The organism is Pedobacter terrae (assembly GCF_900100705.1).
Classification (GTDB): Bacteria; Bacteroidota; Bacteroidia; order Sphingobacteriales; family Sphingobacteriaceae; genus Pedobacter; species Pedobacter terrae.
This window is the reverse complement of sequence record NZ_FNCH01000011.1, coordinates 190516-209886: the sequence shown is the minus strand read 5'-3', so window position 1 is coordinate 209886 and position 19371 is coordinate 190516. Positions and strand designations below refer to the sequence as shown.

At 36.7% G+C, this 19371-nt stretch carries 17 protein-coding genes; 11 read left to right on the top strand and 6 right to left on the bottom strand.

All coding sequences use genetic code 11. The annotated features are described in order from the left end of the window. Nucleotides 1-372: 372 nt before the first annotated feature. Nucleotides 373-651 carry a hypothetical protein gene (locus BLR60_RS15330; protein ID WP_090501336.1) on the bottom strand — a complete coding sequence of 93 codons (279 nt, stop codon included), beginning with the start codon at nt 649-651 and terminating at the stop codon, nt 373-375. 769 nt (nt 652-1420) lie between these two features. Between BLR60_RS15330 and BLR60_RS15325 the strand changes: the two genes are divergently transcribed. Beyond that, entirely contained in the window at nt 1421-1675 is a 255-nt protein-coding gene (locus tag BLR60_RS15325; RefSeq protein WP_090501334.1) for a helix-turn-helix transcriptional regulator, read from the top strand. A 47-nt stretch (nt 1676-1722) separates the two neighbouring features. Here the strand turns inward: BLR60_RS15325 and BLR60_RS24895 are convergent, their stop codons facing one another. Continuing rightward, the gene (locus BLR60_RS24895) at nt 1723-1869 is read right to left on the bottom strand and encodes a hypothetical protein (protein WP_167354754.1); all 147 of its coding nucleotides are present in this window, start codon (nt 1867-1869) and stop codon (nt 1723-1725) included. Nucleotides 1870-2330: 461 nt separating this feature from the next. Here BLR60_RS24895 and BLR60_RS15315 point away from each other — a divergent pair, with 461 nt between their 5' ends. Further along, complete coding sequence (locus BLR60_RS15315) at nt 2331-5396, top strand: HD domain-containing protein (protein WP_090501330.1); 3066 nt, start codon at nt 2331-2333, stop codon at nt 5394-5396. A 629-nt stretch (nt 5397-6025) separates the two neighbouring features. Here BLR60_RS15315 and BLR60_RS25465 read toward each other — a convergent pair. Continuing rightward, nucleotides 6026-6124, bottom strand: coding sequence for a DUF5131 family protein (locus tag BLR60_RS25465; protein WP_208600649.1), 99 nt, complete (start codon nt 6122-6124; stop codon nt 6026-6028). A 347-nt stretch (nt 6125-6471) separates the two neighbouring features. On the opposite strand from BLR60_RS25465, the gene BLR60_RS15305 reads away from it, so the two are divergent. From BLR60_RS15305 to BLR60_RS24885, 5 genes are all read left to right on the top strand, one after another. After that, a complete protein-coding gene (locus tag BLR60_RS15305) occupies nt 6472-8994 on the top strand; it encodes a DEAD/DEAH box helicase (protein ID WP_090501326.1) in 2523 nt (840 codons plus the stop codon). A gap of 246 nt (nt 8995-9240) precedes the next feature. Beyond that, nucleotides 9241-9897 (top strand): hypothetical protein, encoded by a 657-nt coding sequence (locus BLR60_RS15300; protein WP_090501324.1) that lies wholly within the window; start codon nt 9241-9243, stop codon nt 9895-9897. 162 nt (nt 9898-10059) lie between these two features. Beyond that, a complete protein-coding gene (locus BLR60_RS15295; RefSeq protein WP_090501322.1) occupies nt 10060-10320 on the top strand; it encodes a hypothetical protein in 261 nt (86 codons plus the stop codon). 199 nt (nt 10321-10519) lie between these two features. Then, nucleotides 10520-11728 carry a DNA cytosine methyltransferase gene (locus BLR60_RS24890; protein ID WP_208600648.1) on the top strand — a complete coding sequence of 403 codons (1209 nt, stop codon included), beginning with the start codon at nt 10520-10522 and terminating at the stop codon, nt 11726-11728. Further along, a complete protein-coding gene (locus tag BLR60_RS24885) occupies nt 11728-12837 on the top strand; it encodes a hypothetical protein (RefSeq protein WP_167354753.1) in 1110 nt (369 codons plus the stop codon). Before BLR60_RS24890 ends, BLR60_RS24885 begins: the two co-directional genes overlap by 1 nt. A gap of 273 nt (nt 12838-13110) precedes the next feature. Here BLR60_RS24885 and BLR60_RS15285 read toward each other — a convergent pair whose 3' ends face one another. Next, nucleotides 13111-13614 (bottom strand): very short patch repair endonuclease, encoded by a 504-nt coding sequence (locus BLR60_RS15285; protein WP_090501318.1) that lies wholly within the window; start codon nt 13612-13614, stop codon nt 13111-13113. A gap of 415 nt (nt 13615-14029) precedes the next feature. On the opposite strand from BLR60_RS15285, the gene BLR60_RS15280 reads away from it, so the two are divergent. Continuing rightward, nucleotides 14030-14833: a potassium channel family protein gene (locus BLR60_RS15280; protein ID WP_090501316.1), complete on the top strand. Its 804-nt coding sequence runs from the start codon at nt 14030-14032 to the stop codon at nt 14831-14833. Nucleotides 14834-14911: 78 nt separating this feature from the next. After that, nucleotides 14912-16000: an HNH endonuclease domain-containing protein gene (locus tag BLR60_RS15275; RefSeq protein ID WP_244155676.1), complete on the top strand. Its 1089-nt coding sequence runs from the start codon at nt 14912-14914 to the stop codon at nt 15998-16000. Nucleotides 16001-16313: 313 nt separating this feature from the next. Here BLR60_RS15275 and BLR60_RS15270 read toward each other — a convergent pair whose 3' ends face one another. Together BLR60_RS15270 and BLR60_RS15265 are read right to left on the bottom strand one after the other, a co-directional pair. After that, nucleotides 16314-16532 carry a hypothetical protein gene (locus BLR60_RS15270; RefSeq protein WP_090501312.1) on the bottom strand — a complete coding sequence of 73 codons (219 nt, stop codon included), beginning with the start codon at nt 16530-16532 and terminating at the stop codon, nt 16314-16316. 50 nt (nt 16533-16582) lie between these two features. Beyond that, the gene (locus BLR60_RS15265; RefSeq protein ID WP_090501310.1) at nt 16583-17554 is read right to left on the bottom strand and encodes a helix-turn-helix transcriptional regulator; all 972 of its coding nucleotides are present in this window, start codon (nt 17552-17554) and stop codon (nt 16583-16585) included. 87 nt (nt 17555-17641) lie between these two features. Between BLR60_RS15265 and BLR60_RS15260 the strand changes: the two genes are divergently transcribed. Continuing rightward, nucleotides 17642-18814: an FAD-dependent monooxygenase gene (locus BLR60_RS15260; RefSeq protein ID WP_090501308.1), complete on the top strand. Its 1173-nt coding sequence runs from the start codon at nt 17642-17644 to the stop codon at nt 18812-18814. Between the two features lie 3 nt (nt 18815-18817). Continuing rightward, complete coding sequence (locus BLR60_RS15255; protein WP_090501306.1) at nt 18818-19228, top strand: hypothetical protein; 411 nt, start codon at nt 18818-18820, stop codon at nt 19226-19228. The last annotated feature ends 143 nt before the right edge of the window (nt 19229-19371 follow it).

The window sequence follows — 19371 nt, the reverse complement described above, 5'->3', positions numbered from 1 at the left end:
ATACTTCATGAGTTATTTTGCCATCGGTCTACTCTCGATCCTTTTCACTTTATGCTTACTAAATTAAACATTTGTAAACATAGGAGCTATCGGATGGGCATCTTAATGCTTTGGTAGGGAATATTTAGTTGCCTTTCTGCAGCATTAAGATCTCCGTTTTCACGGGAATGACGCCCTTTCAAAAAATATTATGCTGCCAAAATCTCCAAAATGATTTCTGAGACAGGCTTTTAAAAAGCAAATGCAGGGAGCCTAATTACTACATCATTAAAAAACCTAAAAGCCCCCTGCACTGCCAAAACCTATACAGGGTTTTTGGGCTTTAAGGCAAACAGCCTATCGAAAGGGTAAAACTTAATGAGTGCCATAACCTTAAGGATTATCCGTTAAACAAAAAGGAACTAGAGGATCTTCCCCGCAACCCCCAATACCCGGAACAGGACCATAACCAGGCCAAAAACAACCAACATTCTTCTTTCCTACCCGCTCCCCACCTGCGCCCGGCAACACCTGTTTGGAATATGGTTTTGGCGCCACTAATTTCTCCGCCTCGCTACCGCCCACATACCCCATACCCAGCAAAACCAGCGGGCCGTATAAAAAAGCCCAGCAAAGGAAAAAAAGCGGCAGGTAACGGTTATTGGTGGTCATGGCAAATGGTTAGTTAGGGTAAAATGGATAAGCATCAGAAGGGTTATACATCCTTATTTCATTAAAAAAAAGGGCAAAAGCCAGCCCCTCTGCCCAAAAAAGGCAGATACGGGAAACCGTATTGCAAATGAGGAAAAAGTTACCTACCTTGGGAATGCGAATAACCATAGTAATGCACCCTTGCCTAAAAAGCAATAAAGGGCTGGCACCAGGCTAAATTAACCCACCGGGACTCAGTGCGCTCTCTCACACCAACCCCCTGTTTTTTGTTGGGCTATTTTATACCTGTAATTCCGGCACGGGCATTACGATGGAGAACAGATGACGTTCTTTAATAATAGTTGTAGGGAATAATCTTTTATCACTTCCTTGAAATGATAATAACTGATGGCGGTTAATTTGTTCGTTTTCATAAACGGTAGTTTTATGTAAAACGATGCTTACTCAAAAAAGCAGAAGAAAACCAGATTGGTGAGAAACCAATAAGGCGCACCTCTTCACTTTTGCCATGGTTCCGCCAGAAACCTCTTTTCATCAAAGATAAAAAGTTACCCAAAAGTTTACGAGGTACGCCCTACTGGATTATACAAAAGTATAATAATTCCAGTATATAGGCGAACACCCGGTCAACTCGTGGTAAATCTGGCGGATTTTGGACGAGTAACATCGTTTAAAGCTGGAAAACCAGCTCTATGTTTCGCATTATGATAATACAATATTAAGAAAAGTTTTTCATTAAACGTCAAACTTTTTAATTTTTTTATATAAAATGAGAATTATTAATCGGTTAGCTGAGGTGTTTAAAGAAAAAGATGTTTACAACAGGGATATCGCCAAGCACTTAAATAAATCGGAAGAGACCGTCTCAAGATGGGTAAATAATCACAGACAACCATCTTTAAATGACTTGGATGATATTGCAAACTATCTAAAAGTAGATATAAGAGATCTGCTTTATCCGAGTGATTGGAGTCATAATAAAGTGGAAGGACTTAAGAATAGTAAACAATACCGAAACGGTTAAAATATAGGGTTTCATTGAGCAGTGATTTACATTTCCTTTGAAAAAAGCTAACGGGGAAGTAATGAAATAGCAAAAAACAGAAAAGATAACATTATGGCTCCTATAGCAATTTCGCCCCAAGAATAGTATTTACCATTTTCTTTTGGGATAATGAGCGATAGCATGTTCGAAAGGCCTTTTCTTAAGTTTTCCATACCTGGATATATTCGGTTATTATAAATATAAATAATATTATTTATTGTGTACAAATAATTGTAGCCGAAGCGGGGGTTGAGGTATTTAAAAAGTAATAAAACTAAAAGGTTTAAAGTATAGGTAGTTTGTTTTACTAAATGATCAATTGGCATAGCGAAAACGAGCTCCCTCCTATTAGCTATTATGGCCTTCGAACGAAGAGATGATTTAATTTGACCAAACCTGAGGTCGAGGCATTAGAAAGTACAAAATAGATAAAACTTGTAATGGTTCAAAAACTTTGATTTCCTCTAATACTATCCCTTCTACTAGGTGCCTCACTAGGCGACATTTTTCGAAATCAATAATATTAACATTTTTATAGATTTTTGCAGACTCAGTAATTCATCGCCTTTCCACGCTGTTTTGTTTTTATTGTTGGTATGATTATGTTTACTAAATATTTTAAAATATCTAAAAAATGGAAATCTCTCAAAAGGCAACATCGTTCGCCGAACTTGAAGCTAAAAAAGCCTTGAATTTAAAACCTTTCTTATCCATTAACCTTGAAAATATTAAATCTAAGGTTGATTCTATATTAGGGCATATTGGCAAAACAGAAATATTTAACGAATATACCAAGCATGATATTTCGCATATTGATACTATGCTTATGAGTCTTGACTGGATAATTCCGGAGGAAACTAAAAAAAGGCTTACTTGTGCTGAATGGTTAATGATTGTATTATCGGTATATTTTCACGATTTAGGGATGCTTGTTACAAAAGACGAATATGAAGAAAGGGGAAAAAATGAAAGTTTCTTGAGTTATAAAACAAAAGTTGTAACAGGGGGATATACTGAAAATTTTAAGTTAAAAGTTCAAGGACTTGGAAAAGGTGCTGAATCTTTCATGTATCAAGAATATGTCCGCCAGCATCACGCTGAACGCATTAAAAATTGGGTAACTGAAAAAAAAACACTAAATTTAGGCGGATCCAAAATAGTGGTTGAAGAGTTGAAGGCAATGTTAGGTGAAATTGACAACGTATTCAAAAAAGATCTAGGAATGATATGTGAAAGTCATCACCTAGATGATCTCGAGGATATAAATAAGTATAAGATTAATCAATTCTATGGCTCACATCCTCAAGAAAAAGCAAATCTGCAGTATTGTGCAGTGATCTTAAGAACAGCTGACTTATTACATATTACATCAGATCGTACACCTAGTATAGAATATCGTCTTATTAATCCGAATGATCCTATATCCCAAATTGAATGGGCAAAGCAGATGGCAGTTCGTAACGTTAGCCCGAAAGCTAAGTTCGACAAGGAAGGTGTGGTCGATAAAAATCAACAACCAGATACTGTCGAAGTCAGTGCTTACTTTGACAATGCTACAAATGCTACAAGTTTTTTTGGACTGATAGATTATCTTGCATACGCAAGAAAAGAACTTGAAAGATCTCATAAATGGGTAACAGAATCCAGTAAAAAACATGCTATTGATTATGAATTTCCTTGGAAAAATATAGATGATAGTAGAATAGAGACTGAGGGTTTTGAACGCAAGCTTTTTACATTCGAACTCGATCAGCAAAGAATTCTTAATCTACTAGTTGGGCATACCCTATATAATGATCCAACTGTCGTTATAAGAGAATTGGTCCAAAATTCTGTCGATGCGATAAAACTATTAGCCTATACAAAAGATAAACTTTCCACTGAAGGAAAGATAATAATAGAGTGGATTGAAAATGATCGTAAATTAATTTTTCGAGATAACGGTATTGGAATGACCCAAGAAATTATTGAAAAACACTTGTTGAAAGTAGGCTCTTCGAGATATCAGGACGAAAATTTTAAAAAGGAGCATCCTGGGTTTTCAGCTATTAGCAGGTTTGGTATCGGCCTCTTGACATGCTTTCTAATAGCGGATGATTTAGATATCACAACTGTCTCGGAATTCGAAGAAAAAGCGAAGAAGATCAGCATCAGGAAAGTTGATGGGAAATACCTTATGCAACACATCGATAAGGATGATATTACGGAAATATCCGACCATGGTACACAAATTGTCCTCAATGTTAGGCAGGATGTGGATCTAGACGACTTGGAAGAAAGTCTTCAGAAATGGATTTTGTATCCTGACTGTAAAGTCGAATTTGTTGTAAAGGATAAAAGAACAGCGATTGGTTTTACCTCACCAAAGGATGCGGTAGTTTATCAACTTAAGCGGATGGGGCTGGATGTAGGGAAAGGGATGGTTAAAGTCGGAGAGTATAATCGAAACGGAATAAATCTGGCTTTTGCTTTAAGATATTCACAGTATCTTGATCAATGGACATTCATTAGGGGTACCGTCGAAAACGAAAACCATTCAATTGGAACTGCAGTTGAAGGAATTCGAGTTGAATTTAACTCTCCAGGGTTTATTTCGGGGGGACCGGTTGCAGCCGTAAATTGTACAGGAGAAAACGCGCCTAAAACTAATGTTGCTCGTTCTCACTTTGAAATGAATAGTTATTATACAGATTATCTTCAAACAGTCTATGATATCTATGGGGAACATATTAGCGAAGAAATTAATCGTATGATTGATTCCGAAATGCCTTTGACTAAAGCTATCTCGGAGGGTTATTATATAATGTCTGCCTTGACTAGCTCACGTTCTGGTTCGAAGACTAGTCCTATAGATGAAAAGCTCTTAGTAAAAGCATTGTTAAAGGTGCCAGCTATCGCAGTTGAAGAGGGTGGAAAAAGAGAGAAGGAAACCGGTCAGCGAATTATAGATATGGAAGAAATATGGACTATAGAATCTCCTCAGCTGAGAAAAGCAGAGTCCTTTTTAGAAGAAATTCCTGGGGCAGTCTCTACCGCTGAATTATTTAAGTTTATCACCAAGAAAAGTTTAAATTATGAAAACATTGTATTCTGTAACTTTAGATATTCTTACATCCTTCATCAAGAAATTTTCAGCAGACGATCCCTGGCGAAAATAAAAATCGATATTCAAGAAAAAAGAGTAGACTTTAAATGGATAAAAAAGGAGCCTGGTCTTTGGATAGAAAGGACCATTGAACGAGAACCGCACAGGTCAACAATTACGACTATACCATACATGCTGCAAATGAAAGATATCGAAATAGTCGGAATACCGACCTCAACTGAACTGATTATTTCCCAGGGATTCCGTGTTGTACTCAAAGAAGGCGTCTTACATGATGTTATTAACACACTCTATTTAAAGGAAAAAAACCTTATGAATTCGAAAGAAGAGGGATTATTTCCGATAGTTATCAACAGACTGTTTACTCTTATTGAATCTGCTGCTCAAAGCCAATACAAGATTGAGAACATCGAGAGCAGGCTTAAAAGGCATCTTCGAGAAGAATATTCAAGTCTAGATGATCTACAAGAGTTCTTCTATGAATGTGTTGATAAGGATAAACTAATTTCAATAATGACTTCACTCGCAGAAAATACAATAAATTTTTACAGAATGGACAGATCTAGAATTTCAACTGATTATGACTTTAGTTAGCTAAACCTTTTAACGCACCATTCGGTATATTCTAGAATTTAGATACCATTGATGAATTGATTCTATAGGTCAGGAGTTATCATCTTAATCTATGAGGTTGTATAGCGGTGTTTGACAGAATGGACTTACTCAAACGACACTTTATGAAAATTTATGGCGCTTCACAATATGACAGGGGTTATCCAAAACAAGAAAAGATGAATAAGGGGATGGCCTTTTATGCGTACATGTGGAAAGTTGGAAAAAAGGTAATATCTGTAGGTATAGCTCTTGAAGAAACTGATAGAGGGAGTATCTATTATGTGTTAGGGCATATAGATTGAAAAAGTCCTTAAGTTAAGGCGAGAACAAGCAGTTTGAGGCGAAGATAATTCATGTTAGTGAGTTTAGTGGGAAGTAAGCCTAACATCAATTAAAGTGAGAAATAAATAGGGAGTTTGTTTAGCCGACTGAGGAATTGGCATAGCAAAAACAAGCTCTCCCCTATTAACGCATATGAACAATTAACTTCGTCCAACTGGCATTTGACGGTATATTTCACCATCAAGTTCACAGCCCCCCTTAGCATGCTTGGGGTGTTTTGCATCAATAGTTGGATCATAAGGATTTTCATTGAATTTAGCTTTTCCCTACTGTTTGAAAAAGAAAGGTACCATAGCCTGTTTACAGGTAATCCTGACGTTATCAATCCATTCCCTTTTAATAGGCCTGGCTTTGTCCAGACTCACCTCCTACGATTACCCAGTTGATTCCCTTGAGGTTAAGGCAGGTTTAGCTTTTCTTAATTATGTCAATCACAAAAACGAAGGTTGGTAAAACCATAAGAGTTGAGCTTTTCTATGTCATTTCGCTATGTCTGCTATTTGCAAATTATGTCTATTAATTTCACGATATCATTAAATCATTATTTGGACAGGCAATGATAGCGCAAACTAGACATGCGAGAGTGCTTGATCACGTAGAATAACCAATACTTAAAATTGAGTAATTATTCTTTTAGAGAGACTTTTTTACGGTTAACCTTTATATGGATAAAGTATAATTATTTATCTTTCTACATCTAAATAAGAACCCCATGAACGTATTCAAAAAGAAATTAGAAAGCAAACACAAACCTGCACAACCAATTGACCCTATTGACCTTTACCAATCCCTTTATAGAAAAGATGGTTATGCGTATTTAAGAGGGATTCAGGAAGAGGTTTTGAAAGAATGGCATGCGCGCAGAGATGAAAAAGAGATGCTATGCAAGATGAACACAGGATCTGGCAAAACACTGGTTAGTCTGCTTATGCTTTATTCTAAGCTCGTTGAAGGAGCTGGCACCGCAGTATATGTTTGTCCTGATAAATACTTACTTGACCAAGCAAAAAAGCAGGCTAACCTTTACGGTATACCAATTTGCGAAATCTCAGACGAAAACCAATTCCCAGCTGATTTCCTGAATTGCAAAGCCATACTCCTTTGCAACTTCCATAAGCTTTTCAATGCCAAGTCCATATTCAACCGCGACAAAATTGAAATTGGTGCGATCGTAATTGATGATGCGCACACCTGCCTCGATATCTCTAGGCAAAATACAACTTTAAATATCAGCAGTAAACACGAAATTTTCGACCGGCTCATTGCACTATTTGACGTTGAACTTAAAAAGCAGGCACCCGGAAGCTACAGACGACTTCTAGATGGAGATCCTTATGCGAAAATTTTAAAAGTTCCATACTGGGCGTGGCTTGATAGAAAAGACGAAATTCTAGATATTTTAAATGAGTTCTCTGACGATGATGAACTCAGATTTAAATGGCAAATGATATGTGATTCCCTTGACACATTTGACTGCTACATTGGCCCAAATGGTTTGCAAATATCCCCAATGATCGTTCCATTTGATTCAGTAAAATCTTTTTCAGAAGCCAAATTCAAGTATATATTATCTGCAACCTTTGAAGATCAGGTTGACCTAATCAAGGACTTTGGGATTGAAGAACAAAATGTCATTAATGCCATTATACCAAGAAATAGAAAGGATGTTGGCCAGCGCCTCATATTAGCACCAAAAAGATTCGATCCTAATATCGAGGATGCTCAACTCAGACAGCTAACAAGCGAAATTGCCGAAGAAGGGAATAACGTTGTAGTCCTCGTCCCATCAGCAGAAAAGGCAAAAGTTTGGTATAAATATGGAGCTGTTAATCTCAATCAAGATGATAATATCTCAAATAATATAGAAAAATTAAAGACTTCCAAAGGCGGCCTTTATGTGCTCATTAACAGATATGATGGAATCGATTTACATGGAGACATGTGTAGGCTGCTAGTTATGGATGGATATCCCAGATTTTCGTCTTATAATGATCTATATAAGGAAGTACGTGTGGAGTCTATACAGGCTTCCCTGAAATCTCAGATTATCGACCAAGGATTAGGCAGGGCCGTTCGATCGGGAAGTGATTTCTGCGCAGTAATTCTTATGGGTAACGATCTAATTCAATTTTTAGGTAACAAGTTTAATTATGGATATTTTTCTCCTGTTACGCGGAAACAAATTGAATCCGGCCTTACAATTCTGGATGATGAGGAGGATAAATCGAACTCTATCCAAACTATTAAGGATACAATTTATTATTGTCTGAATCAAGACGAAAATTGGAGAGAATTCCATAACTCGATTTTAGACGAAGTTAAAGATGATACACTTAGTGATGTTAAAAAACAAGAGCTGAAAATCGCTCAAAAAGAAAAAGAGGCATTGAATGAGTTTAAACTAAGAAGATATAGTAGCGCAATGGATAAGATTGGCTCGACAATCATAAATAATAAAGAACTCGCCTTGAACCTAAAACACCAAGCATGGTATTATGAATATGCAGCCAAATTTATTTATCAGGCCGACCCGGTAATTGCAAATGATCTTCAGATTAAAGCCACCATGGCACCACATATGCTGACGCCAAGGAATGGAGAAAATTATAGTCGACTGAATAAAAATGAGGGCCAAGCATCAATGGTTCTATCATATATTAAACAATTTAACAAATCACAGGATTTAAAAATACATGTACAGTCTATATTAAATGACCTCACGTTCAGTAAGGATATAAAAGCAGCTAAATTTGAAAATGCATTAAAAGAAACTGGCAAGCTTCTTGGATTTGATGCGCATCAACCAGAAAATGAATTTGGTAACGGGCCTGATGTGCTTTGGATAATGAGTGATAACCACTACCTCATCCTCGAAGCAAAATCAATGGCTATTCACAGCGAAATTACCCGCGAAAACATAGGACAATTATTACAATCAGGAGAATGGTTTAAAAAACATTATGGAAAAAACACGGCCCATACCTTAGTAACGCTACAATCACCCGATATTAAAGGATGGAATGTAAACCCAAGCGAAAATAGTAAAGTTATCGATGAAGGTGCACTTGCAGCTTTAAAGCAGAAACTGGAGCAGTTCTACGATGCTATAGTAAATAAAGGCATCAATGCTATCTCTAAAGAGGAAATAGGAAAACTGCTCAGCGCCAATAGTTTGACTTCAGAAAATTTTAGAGGTAGTTTCTTAAAAGTCATTAAAGTAAGTAGTAAAAAATAAAAATGCATATAGCTACTGTTTAATCAAAACTAAAATAGTAGCTATTTATTTAAAATTGACAGAGCACCAATCGCATTGTAGCAGAAAATCAAGTATATTATTATATAAAATCTATAAGTTAAAGACACGACCTTGCTAAAACGGGCCGACAACATTATCCTAGAACCTCACAAAACACGAAAACGTCGTATAGCAGTTTCAAAAAAACATTGATTTAGAAAATAGTTAAAATAATATCATTCAAAAATGAACAGATTTCAAAACTTTGTAAATTGGGAAAACACAGCACACTTTGCAACATTACTTTCTGTTGTCGTTGCCGGATGGGCACTTTACATCAGCACAATACAGTTTCGAACATCAATCAAAAAAACGGATGAACAAATAATGATTATGAAGGAGGAACGCCGCCGAGGCCAGGAAGAAAACCGCCAATACATAGTCATCGACAGTATTCAGATGGAAAGTGATCCAGAGAGATATCCGGGGGATACTACTAAATATTGGAATTACACTATCAATTTAAAAAACTCTGGGATCAGACCCGCTGTCGAATTGAAAATTTATAATAAGGTTTTAGGAAGGATAAGTAATAAAATAGATTTTGAAGGAGAAGACACTTACAGAAACTATAGAATATCCACCGTAGATACAATAGAATTGGACAACCCTCTAGCGAGTGAAAGAACTGAAAACACGACAGTGTTTCCGCGCTACAGGAAGTTTGACCGATTTCTGGCAAAAATCACAATTTCTTATAAAGATGTTATTTTGGACACAGTTTTCAATGAATCTTATCACTATTCCAATACCAGATTTGACGTGCTACGAGATGGGAAAGAGATCACCTGGCTCGGCATGACAGGTTTAACAAAAAAGGAAACAAAAATACTGACTCACTGATAAACGGTCTTTTTAAACATATGAGAGAATAATTACAACTTATGAAAGAAGCAATTCTGCTTCAGAAAAAGAACGCCTCTGTCAGCCAACATTTTATATGTTACTAGTTGGCTTGTAAGAATTCTATACAACGCTAGTACCTACTTTGATAGTTCGAAAGCATTGAATGAGGTTGATCTGATTGATACCGCTACCATTGATAATACAAAGTTTGATAAAGCGCTATTCGATAGATTGGATTTACTTAAGCAATATTTTACTAAAACTTACGGCGCAACAAAATATGACAAAGGTTATCCAAAACAAGAAAAGATGCAAAACCGAAGGGCCTTTAATGCGTATAAGTGGCAAGTTGGAAGAAAGGAAATATTTGTGGGTATAGCGCTTGAAGAAACTGATCGAGGAGATATCTATATGTATTAGGTCATAAGATTTGAGAATAAGAAGTTGGCAGGATAGGCGATTTGTTAGAATTCGTTATTTAGAAAGATAAAATAAATTTTTTAAAGAAAATTATGCACTAATACATAGACTACTCCGATTAATTCTTGCTGTAAATTCAACTCACCACCAAATATATCATCGAATAATATTAACTTGCACCATAAACCTAGTTTTATTAATGGTTAATTATTCTACAGTAAAGAAGCGGCTCAAATTACAAATTGAAAGAGAAGAAAACATTGGTCTTGCGCACTTAACGCACTATTTTCAAAATCACCTTAATGGTATTTCCAGTCATTTCATAAAGCCAGCCCAGCAATATTTAAAACAACTTTCCCAAGAATTGAGTATGATTGAAGAACCGGTTATGCAACAGCTTCTACCGATGAATTTTGATGTACCATTTCCTCCTCCAGCAAATCCAGAATTTACTTTTATCGACTTGTTTGCTGGAATTGGAGGATTTAGGATACCAATGCAGCAATTAAATGGAAAGTGCGTATTTACATCCGAATTTAGCTATTATGCTCAACAGTCCTACGAACTAAATTTTGGAGAAGTACCTTTTGGAGACATAACCAAATTGGATCTTGATGTTATTCCAAAACACGATATACTTACTGCAGGATTTCCATGCCAACCTTTTAGTATATCAGGCAAGATGAAGGGCTTTGAAGATACAAGGGGAACATTAATTTATAATGTATTTCAAATAATAGCATTAAGAAGTCCTAAAGTGGTGTTTTTAGAAAATGTTAAACACTTAATGCACCATGATAAAGGGAGAACTCTTAAAACTATCTTAGTTCACCTGGAAGAAATGGGTTATAAAACATCATGGCACTTATTAAATGCCTCAGATTTTGGTGTACCACAAAATAGGGAACGCATTATAATAATCGGCCATAAAGATAAACACTTTGATTTTTCAAAACTTAAAACAACACCTAAACCAAAATTAAAAGACTTTTTGGATAATGATTCTGATTTTGAATATTTGAATGAGCCTTACACACTCATTGAGGACTACAAAGAGCAGAAAAGCGGGTTAATATTTCGCGGATATAGAAATAAGACTATAAGAATTGCAGGGGTAAGACCCGGAACGGAGAACCTATCAAGAGTACATAAACAACCTAATAGAATATACTCAGTTGAAGGCTTGCATCCTGCTCTAGCATCAGGCGAAAGTTCAGGAAGATATTGGATATATCAGGATCAGAACGTTCGAAAATTGACTATGAATGAGTGTTATCGTATCATGGGTTTTCCTGAGGAATTTAAAAAGATAAGCAACACTTCTGAACTTTACAGACAAATCGGAAACAGTGTATGTATACCGATGATTAAGGAAATAATTAATCAAATTAAACAGCAATTATTATAATGAGTGTTATTAACCCCGAAGAGTTACTGAATAATCTTTTAGATGAAGCTATGTCGAAAGTAGGTTCTGGAATTTCAATAGTGTCAGGACTACAGGATGTAGAAAAGGACCTCTTAGCAAAGTTAATAGAATATTCGGAGAAAAGTAGAGGAGTATTAAGTGTTGTTATAACTAGCATAACATATAAGGCATTACATCCTGAACAAGATATACGTAATCATCAAGTCAGCATACCCAATGGATACTCCGGTCGAGGTTTTGACACAAAATATATTACTCCTTTCATGAAAAGGCAGAAGTTTCCCTACATGGCGGAAAGTGGATGGTTAACGAGATCACTAGAACAGAAAGTTCCTTATAACAAGGATTTTCCAGGGGGAATGAACCCAAAGCTTAAACCAACCTTTCTTGAGGTGATAGATAGGGTACAACATGGTGCAAATTGCAGTGAGTATCTCAGTTTTCTTTTCCAAGCTTTGATAATTAAAAGGAACAGTCAAATACTAGCACTCTCTAGGCCGTCTGCATTATCAATAAGTACCATATTGGAAGTGCTTATCAACCATTTTAACGGTTCATACTCTTCTACCGGCGCATCAAGGTTGCCAGTCTTAGCTATATTTGCTGCATATCAATGTTTGATTAATGAAGTTAAAAGATTCAACAATAAGAAACTTCTTCCCTTGGAAAGCCATACATCTGCAGATAAACGAAGTGGTAGAATAGGAGATATCGACTTGACAGATGAAAAAAACCGTGCTTTTGAAGCGGTCGAAGTTAAACACGGCATTCCAATAACATTACAAATTGTTGAAGATGCATTTAATAAATTCCAGAGTACAAATGTTTCCCGTTACTATATCCTTTCTACAGCAAATACAACAGATGATGAATGGATTAAAATTCAGGCAGAAGTTCAGCGCATAAAAAATGTCCACGGCTGCCAATTAATTGTGAATGGCATCATGCCAACGTTGAAATATTATTTAAGGCTTCTAGACGACCCATCAGAATTTATCAATAACTATGTTAAGTTAGTTGAGGATGATAAAGCACTAAAATTCGAACATAAGCTTCGTTGGAACGTTTTAATTGGCGAAATGGTTTAAAATAATGTGTTTAATTAACATAACAGAAATATGGTTATCAAAGCAACAAATATCGTGAGCCTTCTTAACTTCCAGCGACGGCTTCTTGAGATAATCTATTTTTTTAAAGGTTATTCCCCATTGCGAATGGAACAAATTTTCTGCTATTTTTCATAGCAATGCTAGACCTTGTTTAAGATTACGTAACCTAGCATCTCTTACTATCAACACTGTAGTAACCTTAATAATCTTGGATTGGAAGGGGCAATATTTAGCTTCCCCTTTAAAATTTATTTACGATAATTCAGGTATTGGCATATCTTTGGCAGACACAATATAAAGCCAAACCTGATTTAAACATTTGTTAAGATCGCTTTTGATGTCATGGTCCCAAAAGCGTATTACTGTATATCCAGCTTCCTCTAATAGCCTTTGGTTTATTCGATCACGTTGTATATTTCTTTCAATTTTTGGAATCCAATATTCGGCATTACTTTTTATTGTAAGTTTCTTTTTCTCCCATTGGAAACCATGCCAGAAACTTCCATCTACCAATATCGCTAGGCGGTATTTTTGGATAACAATATCAGGTTTTCCAGGCATGTTTTTAACGTGGGTTCTAAAACGGATACCACTAGCCCATAATGCTTTTCTAAGAAGTAATTCAGGCTTGGTATTTTTACCCTGAATATTTGCCATTGTTTTACTACGATCGGCAGTAGTGTGAAACCCACCTGCTTGCTCGAAGCGGGGAACTTTGATCACTTCTTTATCGCCTTGATAACTCTTAGCAGCCATGATAAATCAACAAAATCCAAGTAAATAAGTTCTTGATTGATAAGCTTAATTTAAACCTTAACCATATTTTGCCGGCAATTATCTCTCCAATGGAAAATGTTCTTCCATTTGTAGATAGGGGTAAAATAATTATATTTATCACCGATGATTAGATTTAGTTATCATCCACTGAATCTGATTATTCTATTAGCGATTTGAACGCATTTAGAATTAAATTTGAAAACATAACGACCATACTGCTTTTTGGGATGGTCATTTATAGATCATTAATGGCTAGATCTCAATCCAGTTATGTTAGCTCTAGTTGTCTGGCCTGCGAGTTGATGATCAAATTGTTCTTTGTTTACCTACCTTCGGTCAGAAAGTGCCCTTAATGTACCGAAATTAACCTTAGTCATTTGTAATTAAATTGGAGATGCTAGCAAACATAAAAGGATTCTTAACTAAACTCCTGCTAGGAGAAGTAAACGCACGCCCGAACAATAAACTAAACCCAGCAATCGGCAATCAGTGGAAAAATGTCAAAAGAATATGGAACAATACAACTTATAAAGATTTTGGGATTGAAAGATTTATACGACTGATACTAGGGCTATCTATGTTTGTTTTCCCTGGATTATACGTCAGGCATATATCGGGCCGCTTTGGCTTACAATGGAGAAAAATAGTATTAGAATTTTATGTCGTTGTTAAAATACTATTACCAATTATTTTTTTCTATTACCACTTGACAAATAACATAGCCATTGCATTCCTCTCCTCGTATCTTGCGATTGAAACTATATTTTATTTGGGATCGCTAATATTTTTATCAAGTGAATTTGCTGCCCCTATGTCATACAGGCGCTCTTTACTTATGCTATTTATTAATTATATTGAATTATGCTTAAGTTACGCGGTAATCTACTCTTACCTTAATCAAAATGTTGCGGGCTTTTTTGGAGATAAAACTCTAACTTCTATGCAAGTAATATATTTTAGTTTCGTAACCTCGTCAACTTTGGGATATGGAGATTTTACAGTACATACTTCATGTGGCTATGCGTTGGTTATAAGCCAAATAATAGTTTTTCTTATATTCATCGCGCTTTTCCTTAATTTCTTTGCATCTAAAATTCAAGACCCTACTTATTACAATTCAACTGTTACCTATCCAAAACAAAAGAAGCTAAAACAAGCTCAACCAAAAACAGCAAAAAGTTTAAATAAGGACAGCTAACGATTTCTGGGCAGTAATCCTGAAATTGACCTGCCAGCTAAAAAAACGATCAATCTGATTGTGCGTAATTTAAATCATTTGAAAACACTCTCACCTCCTATGAACTTTGCCCTACCTCAACGTACCGGACTTCCTATCAGTGCACTTACTGCAAGTTTCAACAATACTTCAGCAACCTATAAATATTACTGGCTGTTATCCATATTATCCGAACTGGAAAAAGGAAACGCCATAATACCCAAGCACCGGATTTTTGCAGGCATGGTTTCGTTAGCCTGGTACACCGTAAATTATTTTCATGTCTCATTCGGCAAACAAGACCAATTACAACGGGCCATTAAGCAGATACGTGACCTGGAAGGTATCACCATTGATGAAAAACAGGAAGTGGTTAAACAGAAAATTATTAATAGCCTGAACCCATTAACGGCCAGAGCCATACAGTATTTTGATCAAGAGGTACCGCACCGCTACCTGAGCCCCTGGTTTCCGGAACTGAAAGGAAACCGTGCTGAAATATACCGCCTTTCGGCAGCTTTTGAAAATGATTGTCCATATGCGCTCAATGAGCAGAACATCACCATAAACCCGCTATGGCATGGCTACCTGGTTGAACATGCTGGTATTTTAAAGGCCTTTTGTTACTGGCACCTGAGCCTTTACCTGCAAAAACATAACCCCAACGTTCCTGATATTCCGAATAAACTGATTAAACCTGCACGCCGGAACAACCTGCTCAACCAGCGTAAATTTTGGAACAGGGTTTTAGACCATACCGGCCCGCTGGAATGTATATACACGCATAAAAAACTGGTACATGGCAGCTTCGCGGTTGAACATTTTATCCCCTACGCCTTTGTATCTCATGATCTGATCTGGAACCTGATCCCGGCTGATCCATCATTTAACAGCCGGAAGAATGACAAACTGCCCAGGATGGAAGATTATTTTGACGGGTATTACCAGCTGCAAAAAACGGCTATAGAAGTGATGACCGAAAACTACCCCAAGGAGCCCATAATGGAAGATTACCTGAGCCTGTTCCCTAATGCCAATGCGCAGCAATTGCCTGAAACAGATTTACGGGGAAGGTTTTTAGAGAATGTACAGCCGTTGCTTACCATTGCGAACAATAATGGCTTTGAATATATGGGGAAGTTTTTGTAGCTTAAGCTGGCTAAAACATCACATTATTTCTTCCAGTACAGCGTTAACCTGATGCGATAGGTACCGGCCGCAAATATTATCCTGATCGGCATATACCTTATCAGTTTTCCCAAAAGGCATCACCTTTTAAACTATCGCACGCTAATGTTTTTTCTCCATATCCTGCAACACCCAATCTAATTCTAAATCTATAGCTGACAAATAAGCTTCAATCTGGTAATCTAAACATCCTCCACCGTTAGCCATTGAGACTAAATCTCTTCACCTCAATCAAAAAAAGCCCGATGATTTAGATTGAAACTAGATACATATATCATGTGCTAAACATCGACAAATTCTGGCAAAATAAGATCATGTATAGTGTGGCCATTAAGCCTATGGTACAACCCATCCCGAACCTGGATGTATCCTTTAAACCATTATTAGTCGTGATACTGAAAACACCTTTATCATCTTTCACACTTTGAATGGTTATTAAGCCTGCACCTATTTTAATTTGCTTTTTATCTGTTACTGCTTTTAATGAATTCACTCCATAAAGTTTGCTAACTTCTTAATTATTATTAAGATAGGCCTTTAACATTATGCTTTCGAGCGCTGCTGTGCGCTCCATTTTTTAGGTTTCATTCCGAAATGTTGCTCAAACAGCCTTCCGAAATAACTCAGATTGGTAAAACCTAACTGATATCCGGTTTCAGAAACTGAAAGATGTTTGTCTTTAATCAATATCGCTGCTTCCTGCATCCTAATGTACTGACTATACTCATAGATACCCTTCCCAAAAATTTGTGTAAAAAGTTTCCTCAGTTTAAGTACATTCATACCACTGATTTTTACCAGCTCATCGTGTGTCAACGGCCGTTTGAGGGAAGATGAAACCGCATCTCTTACACGGTAGAGCGCTGCTATTTCATCACTGCGGAGATTCTGATGTTTAATCTGTTGCCGTTTGGAAAGATTGTTAAACAGCAGGTACAGCAGCTCCAGTGCTTTCAATTTGTAATAAGCTTGTGAAAGAATACCCGATTCCCTAATTCCGGCAATCTCATTAACAAGATCAGCCATCTCCGGTGACATAAATTCTTCTATTAATAATGTTTTTTCATCATTGAAAAGATAACCGAATAACTCCTGATCTTTTCCGATAAAAAATTTGAGAAAATCAAGGTCGATCAGGATAGTGATTTGGGTAACTGTGCATCCTTTTAGGAATACCACTTCACTTTCAAGGTTGAAAGGCGTTATGCGGATATGAGGTTGGATGTGGAACAATTTTTCATCATCCTGATGCTGATGATCATCTGTAGAATGGCTGAAAATGTTATGAAAAGAAAACAGCAGACCTTTCTTAACAGCATCAATAGGTTTTCTTTTGTATATAAATTTTTCTTCCGCAATAATAGAGCGGATCATCAACAGCATTTCAGGAAGCATATCCACGATATGTATCTCATTAAGCCGTAAAAGATCCAGCGTATTGCCGAATTCAGATGCAGGCATTCCCAGTTTCTCTGCCAGATGAAGCATCTGCTTCTTGTTATCAGCTAAACTCATTTTGTGGACTATTTTTAATACAAAAAGGACTATTTTATCCTTAAATGTAAAGCTAATTTTGCAATAAGCATTTAAAAGATTATAAAAATGAAAAAGAAAATTCTAATATCAGGCGGCGGAATTGCAGGATTAACAGCCGCAAAATTACTAGCAGGACAAGATCATCAAGTTACGGTAATCGACAGAGCCCCATCTTTTACCAAGGCAGGTTTCCTGATCTCCCTGAAGAGTTTCGGTGTCCGCATTATGGAGGAGCTCGGCTTGATGGAAGAATTGCGTGCCGCATCTTCCCCATCTGAATTTGTGAGCTTTTTAGAAAAAGATGAGCGTCTTATTCAGCACATCAGCTATAAAAAAATGAACCAGAATATTGAGCGTTCAGTGCTGATTTCACGTGGCGGACTTCATAATGTAATGTATGAAAATTTAAAAGACCAGGTGAATGTACTTTTCGACACCACGATTTCAGGGATTACTTCAACAAGTGACAAAACAGCGGTAACGCTCTCTGACGGAAGCAGTATGGAAGCTGATCTTGTTATTGTTTCTGAAGGTTTACGTTCTTCAACACGCGAGCGTTATTTTACAGATTCACAAATGGAAGATTTCAATACCCTGTATATGGGTGGAAGACTGGAAATGGAACATTCATATGCTGTGGGCGCTTTCAAAATTTATATTGATGTGAATAAAATGCTCTCTATTTACCCGATTGCAGACAATGAAATCGCGATCCAGTGCTACATCCATCATACGGGTGATATTGCAACGATAAAGCAAAAATCAGCGGACCTATTACACAGTTCTTTCAATGAGTATAGCACTGAGGTAAGGGATCTGCTCAATCGTTTTGTAGAAAAGGGCCTGATGTTCGTGGATAAAATGGGTATGGTAGAAGCAACTGACCTTGTTAATGGAAATATGGTTTTGCTGGGTGACGCAGGATACTGTCCTACCGCCCTTTCCGGGATGGGAGCATCACTTTCAATCTATGGAGCGAAGGCATTATCGCATTTTATCAGCAAAACACCTGATGATTTAAAATCCGCATGCAGCAATTATAACACATTAATGCAACCCATTATCCGTAAATTTCAGGGCAATGCCAGAAATAACGCTTCTTCATTTATCCCTGCTGATGAGCAGCGGCTTGATCAGTTTGTAAATAGTTTCAGGGCAGCATCCGACATCGAACTGAAAAAGATCATGACTGATCCGATTGTACTCACTGAAGATCAGTTGAATTTTAAAATCAACTAAGTGATGAACTTCAAAAGAATATTTTCCATCATCGTTGGATTTGGAACCATTGGCCTTTTAAGTTCTTTATTTGCTAAATTACAGGGTGCTATATTTCCAACTTCTTTGCAACTGTTTGAACTAGATACATGGACCTCTTATGATGTTATTCAACTTGTTATTAAATTAGTGTGCTTCTATATGAGCTGTATTGTGGGAGGTATGGTGACATCTTTGTGTGGCGGGGAAAATAAACAGCAGTATATTACAGGAATTTGCATCAGCTTGGTTATAATATGGCTATGGATAAGCACCATTAATCCTCCATGGTTTTGGGCATTAGCGCTCTCAGGAATTATCCCTTTTATTCAAATTGGAACAAAATTGAAACCGCGTCTATTAGATGCAATATCTAGTAGAAATGTTTGCTCATGATTATATTTTGGCCATAAAATTGACCACAACACCTCAACAATCCCCCATGTGGATAGGAAGATTACCTGAGCCTGTTTCCGAATGCCGATGCGCAGCAATTGCCTGAAGTTGATTTACGGGGAAGGTTTTTAGAAAATATACAG

Excerpts from the sequence above, each read along its gene's own strand:
- BLR60_RS24890 (WP_208600648.1), top strand. The coding sequence starts at position 10,520 with ATGGTTAATTATTCTACAGTAAAGAAGCGGCTCAAATTACAAATTGAA.
- BLR60_RS15285 (WP_090501318.1), bottom strand. The coding sequence starts at position 13,614 with ATGGCTGCTAAGAGTTATCAAGGCGATAAAGAAGTGATCAAAGTTCCC.
- BLR60_RS24885 (WP_167354753.1), top strand. The coding sequence starts at position 11,728 with ATGAGTGTTATTAACCCCGAAGAGTTACTGAATAATCTTTTAGATGAA.
- BLR60_RS15265 (WP_090501310.1), bottom strand. The coding sequence starts at position 17,554 with ATGAGTTTAGCTGATAACAAGAAGCAGATGCTTCATCTGGCAGAGAAA.
- BLR60_RS15315 (WP_090501330.1), top strand. The coding sequence starts at position 2,331 with ATGGAAATCTCTCAAAAGGCAACATCGTTCGCCGAACTTGAAGCTAAA.
- BLR60_RS15325 (WP_090501334.1), top strand. The coding sequence starts at position 1,421 with ATGAGAATTATTAATCGGTTAGCTGAGGTGTTTAAAGAAAAAGATGTT.
- BLR60_RS15280 (WP_090501316.1), top strand. The coding sequence starts at position 14,030 with ATGCTAGCAAACATAAAAGGATTCTTAACTAAACTCCTGCTAGGAGAA.
- BLR60_RS15300 (WP_090501324.1), top strand. The coding sequence starts at position 9,241 with ATGAACAGATTTCAAAACTTTGTAAATTGGGAAAACACAGCACACTTT.
- BLR60_RS15260 (WP_090501308.1), top strand. The coding sequence starts at position 17,642 with ATGAAAAAGAAAATTCTAATATCAGGCGGCGGAATTGCAGGATTAACA.
- BLR60_RS24895 (WP_167354754.1), bottom strand. The coding sequence starts at position 1,869 with ATGGAAAACTTAAGAAAAGGCCTTTCGAACATGCTATCGCTCATTATC.
- BLR60_RS15330 (WP_090501336.1), bottom strand. The coding sequence starts at position 651 with ATGACCACCAATAACCGTTACCTGCCGCTTTTTTTCCTTTGCTGGGCT.
- BLR60_RS15255 (WP_090501306.1), top strand. The coding sequence starts at position 18,818 with ATGAACTTCAAAAGAATATTTTCCATCATCGTTGGATTTGGAACCATT.
- BLR60_RS15305 (WP_090501326.1), top strand. The coding sequence starts at position 6,472 with ATGAACGTATTCAAAAAGAAATTAGAAAGCAAACACAAACCTGCACAA.